Consider the following 5574-nt stretch of genomic DNA (forward strand, 5'->3'; position numbering starts at 1 on the left):
GCCGCCCACCGGCAAGGTCTTCGAGAACACCGCCGACGTCTCCATCCCGGACAACGGCGCCGCGGTGACCTCCACCGTCAACGTCACCGGGGTCACCGGCAACGCGCCCTCCACCCTCAAGGTGGACGTGAACATCGTCCACACCTACGTCGGTGACCTGGTCGTCGACCTCGTCGCCCCCGACGGCACCGTCTACAACCTGCACAACCGCACCGGCGGCAGCGCCGACAACATCGTCCAGACCTACACCGTGAACGCCTCCTCCGAGGTCGCCAACGGCGCCTGGAAGCTCCGCGCCCAGGACAGGGCCTCCGCCGACACCGGCTACATCAACAGCGTCAAGCTGACCTTCCCGTAAAAGGGGCCGGGAAGCCTCCCCGGAGGCTTCCCGCCATACGCTCCCGGGCGGGCCGGTGACCATCGCCCCCGCCCCGCCCGGGTCCCCAACAGGGTGCCGACAGCCGCTACTTGTCGGCGTTCGCCGCGTTCACCAGGGCGTCCTTCGTGACCGCGCCGACGTACACCGTGCCGTCGTCCGTCATCAGCGCGTTCACCAGCTTCGTGGAGAAGACGGTGCCCGAGCCGAAGGAGCCGGTGACCTTCTCGCCGAAGGAGTCCAGGAAGCCCTGGACCTCCTTCGGCGCCTCGCCCTTCCCGGGCGCCGGAGCGCCGGTGTCGAGCTTCGCGATGGCCGTCCAGCCCTCCCCGATCACGTTCGGTCCGCCGTCGGGACCGCCGAGGCCCGGGGCGCCGAGGCCGGAGCCCTTCTCCAGTTCCTTCTCCGCCTCCTCGCCCGCGGCCTCCGCGCCGCCCTCCGTCACCTTGGCGCCCTTGGGCACCTGGAAGGTGAACTCCGAGGCGGCCGGCCGGCCGAAGTCGACCTTGGTGAAACCGGCGTCGAGGACCGGCTTGCCGCCCTGGACCGAGGCCAGGGTGAACTTGAGCGGGGTGCCCGTCGCCGCGTCCACCGCGATCCTCACGGACTCCACGGTCGAACCGCTCTGCTTCGGCTCGATCACCAGCTGGTACGCGTCCCGGCCGGCCACCTTCGCCGTACCGCCGACGGTGATCGAGGTCGTGTCACCGGCCGCCTTCAGGACCTCGTCGGCCAGCTGTTTCGGCGTGCCCGGCAGTTCCTCGCCGCGCTCCTCCCCGGCCTCCGCCGGCGTCTTCTCGTGGAAGACCTCGTCGCTCGCGCTGTCGTACGCCCACACGTCGGTGCCGTTGTGGACGAGGCTGTACTCGTTCTCGCCGTCGAGCAGGGTGAGCCTCTGCCGCTCGGGTCCGTCCGCCGCCACCCGCAGGGTGTGGGTGCCGGAGACGAGCCGGGTGAGCTGTTCCGAGGGGTCCGCCGAGCCGGAGCCGCCGCCTCCGGCGACGCCGGAGAGGAGGCCGTCGAGGGCGGGCAGGCCCAGGTCGGTGGAGATCTTGAACGTGCCGGACAGGGTCTGGGTGTCCGAGGCGGCGATCTTCTCGATGAGCTGCTGCGCGGTGATCTCCGGCAGGTCCGGGTCGCCGGACGCCGCCAGGGCCGGTACGAGGCCGATGGTGGCGGCGGCCGCTCCGGCCACCGCCACCGGAACGATGTAACGGCTCGCCTTACGGGTCTGTGCCATGGTCTGCGCTACCTCCGTGCCCTCCGTGGTCGATGTCTCCATCCCACCAGGAAAAGGCCCCCGGGGCGTCAGCCCCGGGGAGCAACCGGGCGTACTGCTCCGGTATGACGCGACCCCGAGAAGTGCCAGGGAGTGTCTTTTGGATGAGGCCGGATGAGGGAGCGGCGTCTGGTGCGTGCGATCGCAAGGCGGAGGAGGGAGTCCATGCGGAGCATCGGCGATCGACGACAACGCGGCGAGCGTGCGTGCCAGACGCCGCGAGCCCGGCATCATCCGGAAGACACGACCTAACCCGCGCGGTGGACGACCGCGTCGCAGAGCTCCGCGAGCGCGGCCTTAGCGTAGCCGTCGGGCAGCGGCGCCAGCATGGCCCTGGCCTCCTCCGCGTACCGCACGGTGTCCCGGCGGGCCTGCTCCAGGGCGGGGTGGACGCGGAGCCGGCGCAGGACCTCGGCGTGGCGCTCGTCGTCGGTCAGGTCGCCGTCGATGAGGGCGACCAGTTCCAGGTCCTCGGCGCGGCCGTGGGCGGCGGCGGCGGCGCGGAGCCGGAGGACGGGGAGGGTCGGGACGCCTTCGCGGAGGTCGGTGCCCGGGGTCTTGCCGGACTCGTGGGAGTCGGAGGCGATGTCGAGGACGTCGTCGGCGAGCTGGAAGGCGACGCCGAGCCGCTCGCCGTACTGCGTGAGGGTGTCGACGACGGACCGGTCGGCGCCGGCCATCATGGCGCCGAAGCGGCAGGAGACGGCGACGAGCGAACCGGTCTTGCCGCCGAGGACGTCGAGGTAGTGGTCGACGGGGTCGCGGCCGTCGGTGGGGCCCGCGGTCTCCAGGATCTGGCCGGTGACGAGCCGCTCGAACGCCTCGGACTGGATGCGCACGGCCTCGGGGCCGAGATCCGCGAGCGTGTGCGACGCGCGGGCGAAGAGGAAGTCACCCGTGAGGACGGCGATGGAGTTGCTCCAGCGGGCGTTGGCGCTGGGCACCCCGCGCCGTACGTCGGCCTCGTCCATGACGTCGTCGTGGTAGAGCGTGGCGAGATGTGTCAGCTCGACGACCACGGCGGAGGGGACGACCCCCGGGGCGTGCGGGTCGCCGAACTGGGCGGCGAGCATCACGAGCAGGGGACGGAACCGCTTGCCCCCGGCCAGGACGAGATGCTGCGCGGCCTCCGTGATGAACGGGACATCGCTCTTGGTGGCGTCCAGGAGGCCCGCCTCCACGGCCGCCAACCCGCTCTGGACATCGGCCTCAAGAGCCTGGTCCCGCACGCTAAGACCGAACGGCCCGACGACGGTCACGAGGGGGTCTCCTGTCTGCTGACGCCTGCTGACGATCACACGGGTTGCTCACGATCACCTGGATCGCCGATGTGTCGCTGGATTCGCTCAAGCCAGCGTATCCGGTCACGTTTCGATCACCGTGGGCGCCTTCCCGTCACCCCCGGTATGTTCGTGATCAGCGCATACGACCAGGATTAGGCGTTTTGTCCCGAACGGGGAGTGGCATGGAAACGAACGGCGTACGGCGGCCGTGGAGGTGACCCGGTGACCAGGATCCGCACCGACTTCCCGTACGCGACCCGGCACGAGGACCTCCGCGTCCCGATGCCCGACGGCACCCCGCTCTACGCGCGCGTGTGGCGCCCGGTCACCGACGAGCCCGTCCCGGCCCTCCTGGAGTACGACCCGTGCCGGCTGACCGACGGGTCGGCGGCCCGCGACGGACAGCGCCACCCCTGGTACGCGGGCCACGGCTACGCCTCCGTCCGTGTCGACGTGCGCGGGCACGGCAACAGCGGGGGCCTGCCGGGCGACGGGCTCGACGCCACCGGAACGGACGACGGGGTGGCGCTCGTGCACTGGCTGGCCGGTCAGCCCTGGTGCACCGGCCGGGTCGGTGTCTTCGGCGTCTCCTGGGGCGGCTCCGCCGCGCTGCGGATCGCCGCCCGCGCCCCTGGACCGCTCAAGGCCGTCGTCGCCGTGGGCGCCACCGACGCCCCCCACGGGAGAGGCCTCCCCCACCTGGACGGCTCCGTCCTCGCCGGAGGGCTGCCCCGGGCCGCCGCCCTGCTCTCCTCGGCCTGCCGGCCGCCCGACCCCCGCTACGCGGGCGAGGAGTGGCGCGAGCGCTGGCTGGAGCGGCTGGAGGCGGTGGAGCCGCTCCTCCCCGAATGGTTCGCCCACCCGGCCCGCGACGAGCGGGGAGAGGAGGAGTACGGCACGATCCGGGCCGCCGTCCTCGCCGTCGGCGGACTCCACGACCCGCACCGCGACACCGTCCTGCGCCTGGCCGAGCACCTCCCCCCGGACCGGGTACGGGCCGTCCTCGGCCCCTGGTCCGTCCACTACCCCGACCGGGCGCTGCCGCCGGGCTCCGCCGTCGGCTTCCTCCAGGAGACCCTGCGCTGGTGGGACCACCACCTCAAGGGCATCGGCAACGGAGTGATGGACGAGCCGCTGCTGCGCTCCTGGATCGGCGGCTCCCATCCCCCGGCCCCGGTGTACCGGGAGCTGCCGGGCCGCTGGGTCGCCGACCCCTCCTGGCCGTCCCCACACGTCACGCCCGTCACGTACGGCTTCGGGGGCACGCCGGTGGCCGTCGCCTCGCCCCCGTGGACCGGCGTGGACGCGGGCCGCCTCCTGCCGTCGGGGAACGACGGCGACCTGCCGCCGGACCAGCGCGGCGAGGACGCGCTCTCGGCCTGCTTCGACTTCACCGTCCCCGAGGACGGGGAACCGGTCGAGATCCTGGGCCGCCCGTCGGTGCGCCTCACCCTGCGCGCGGACGCGCCCACCGGCCAGGCCGTCGCCCGCCTCTGCGACGTCGCCCCGGACGGCTCCTCGGCCCTCGTCACCCAGGGCGCCCTGAACCTCTCCGGCACGGACCGGGCGGGTCCGGCGCGCACCGGCGGGTGGGAGAGCGTCCGCTTCGAGCTGGGCACCGCCGGGCACGCCTTCGCGCCCGGTCACCGGGTGCGGCTCGCGGTCTCCTCCGCGTACTGGCCGTGGCTCTGGCCCCAGCCGGACGGGGCGGGCTTCACGCTGGACCCGGCGGGCTCCTCGCTCACGCTGCCGGTCCGGGCCCCGACGCGGGACACCGTCGTGTGGGAGGAGCCGGAGCAGGCCGGGCCGACGGGCGTCACCGTCCCGGGCACCCTGGAGGAGCCGCGGCCGGAGCGGACGGTGGTGCGGGACGTGGTGAAGGGCGAGTGGCGCCTGGAGGACGATCCCCGGGACGGCGGGACGCGGGTCCACCCGGACGGCCTGGAGGTCACGGAGGACGCCCTGGACACGTACACGATCGAGGAGAGCGGCCCGCTGTCGGCCCGGGCCCGCTCCGACCGGTCGGTCCGGCTGCACCGGCCCGACCTCGGCTGGGACGTCACGGTGGAGCTCCGCGCCGGGACCACCTGCGACGCGGACGCCTTCCACACCTCGCACGAGGTGGTGTGCGCGGAGGGCGGCGAGATCGTCTTCCACCGCACCTGGGAACGGCGGATCCCCCGTGCGGCGGGCTGAGCCGCGGCCGTACGGGGGACCGGAAGGGGTTACGCGCCGGCGCCGGCCTTGCGGCGGCGGGCGACGACGAGCGCGCCGGCGCCGAGGACGACGGCGGCACCGGCGGCCAGGCCGAGCTGCGGCAGGTGGTCGCCGGAACCGGTGGCGGCGAGGGTGCCGCGGTTGACCGGGGTGGTGGACGAGCCGCCCTGCGGCGTGGTGTTCGTGTTGCCGGTGGTGACGGTGGGCACCGGGGTCGGGGTGGCGGTGGTGGTCGACGGGGACGGCGTCGGGGTCGGCGCCGGCTTGTCGTCCTTGCCGGCGGGGACGATGTCGAAGAAGGCCTTGGAGTCGTCACCGAAGCCGCAGGAGCCGTCCTCGTTCTCGTACGCGCCGGCGGCGAAGGCCACGCCCTGGGCGGTGGGCGTCTTGGCGTCGACGGTCAGGCGCAGCTTCACGTC

4 protein-coding genes and 1 pseudogene are annotated in these 5574 nt (G+C 73.5%); 2 read left to right on the forward strand and 3 right to left on the reverse strand.

Features of this window, described 5'->3' with window-relative positions; all coding sequences use genetic code 11:
* Positions 1-358: proprotein convertase P-domain-containing protein (locus RIF68_RS25695; protein ID WP_309053679.1), on the forward strand; the 358-nt coding region annotated here is incomplete at its 5' end.
* A gap of 106 nt (positions 359-464) precedes the next feature.
* On the opposite strand, the gene RIF68_RS25700 is transcribed toward RIF68_RS25695, so the two are convergent.
* A complete protein-coding gene (locus RIF68_RS25700; protein WP_309053680.1) occupies positions 465-1616 on the reverse strand; it encodes a sigma-E factor regulatory protein RseB domain-containing protein in 1152 nt (383 codons plus the stop codon).
* Between the two features lie 287 nt (positions 1617-1903).
* A complete protein-coding gene (locus tag RIF68_RS25705; protein WP_309053681.1) occupies positions 1904-2914 on the reverse strand; it encodes a polyprenyl synthetase family protein in 1011 nt (336 codons plus the stop codon).
* Positions 2915-3220: 306 nt separating this feature from the next.
* Here RIF68_RS25705 and RIF68_RS25710 point away from each other — a divergent pair, with 306 nt between their 5' ends.
* Positions 3221-5134, forward strand: coding sequence for a CocE/NonD family hydrolase (locus tag RIF68_RS25710; protein ID WP_309053682.1), 1914 nt, complete (start codon positions 3221-3223; stop codon positions 5132-5134).
* A gap of 29 nt (positions 5135-5163) precedes the next feature.
* Here RIF68_RS25710 and RIF68_RS25715 read toward each other — a convergent pair.
* A pseudogene (locus RIF68_RS25715) lies at positions 5164-5574 on the reverse strand (peptidase); the annotation flags it as partial.

Origin of the sequence: Streptomyces sp., assembly GCF_031178505.1 — a bacterium.
GTDB classification, from domain to species: domain Bacteria; phylum Actinomycetota; class Actinomycetes; order Streptomycetales; family Streptomycetaceae; genus Streptomyces; species Streptomyces gulbargensis.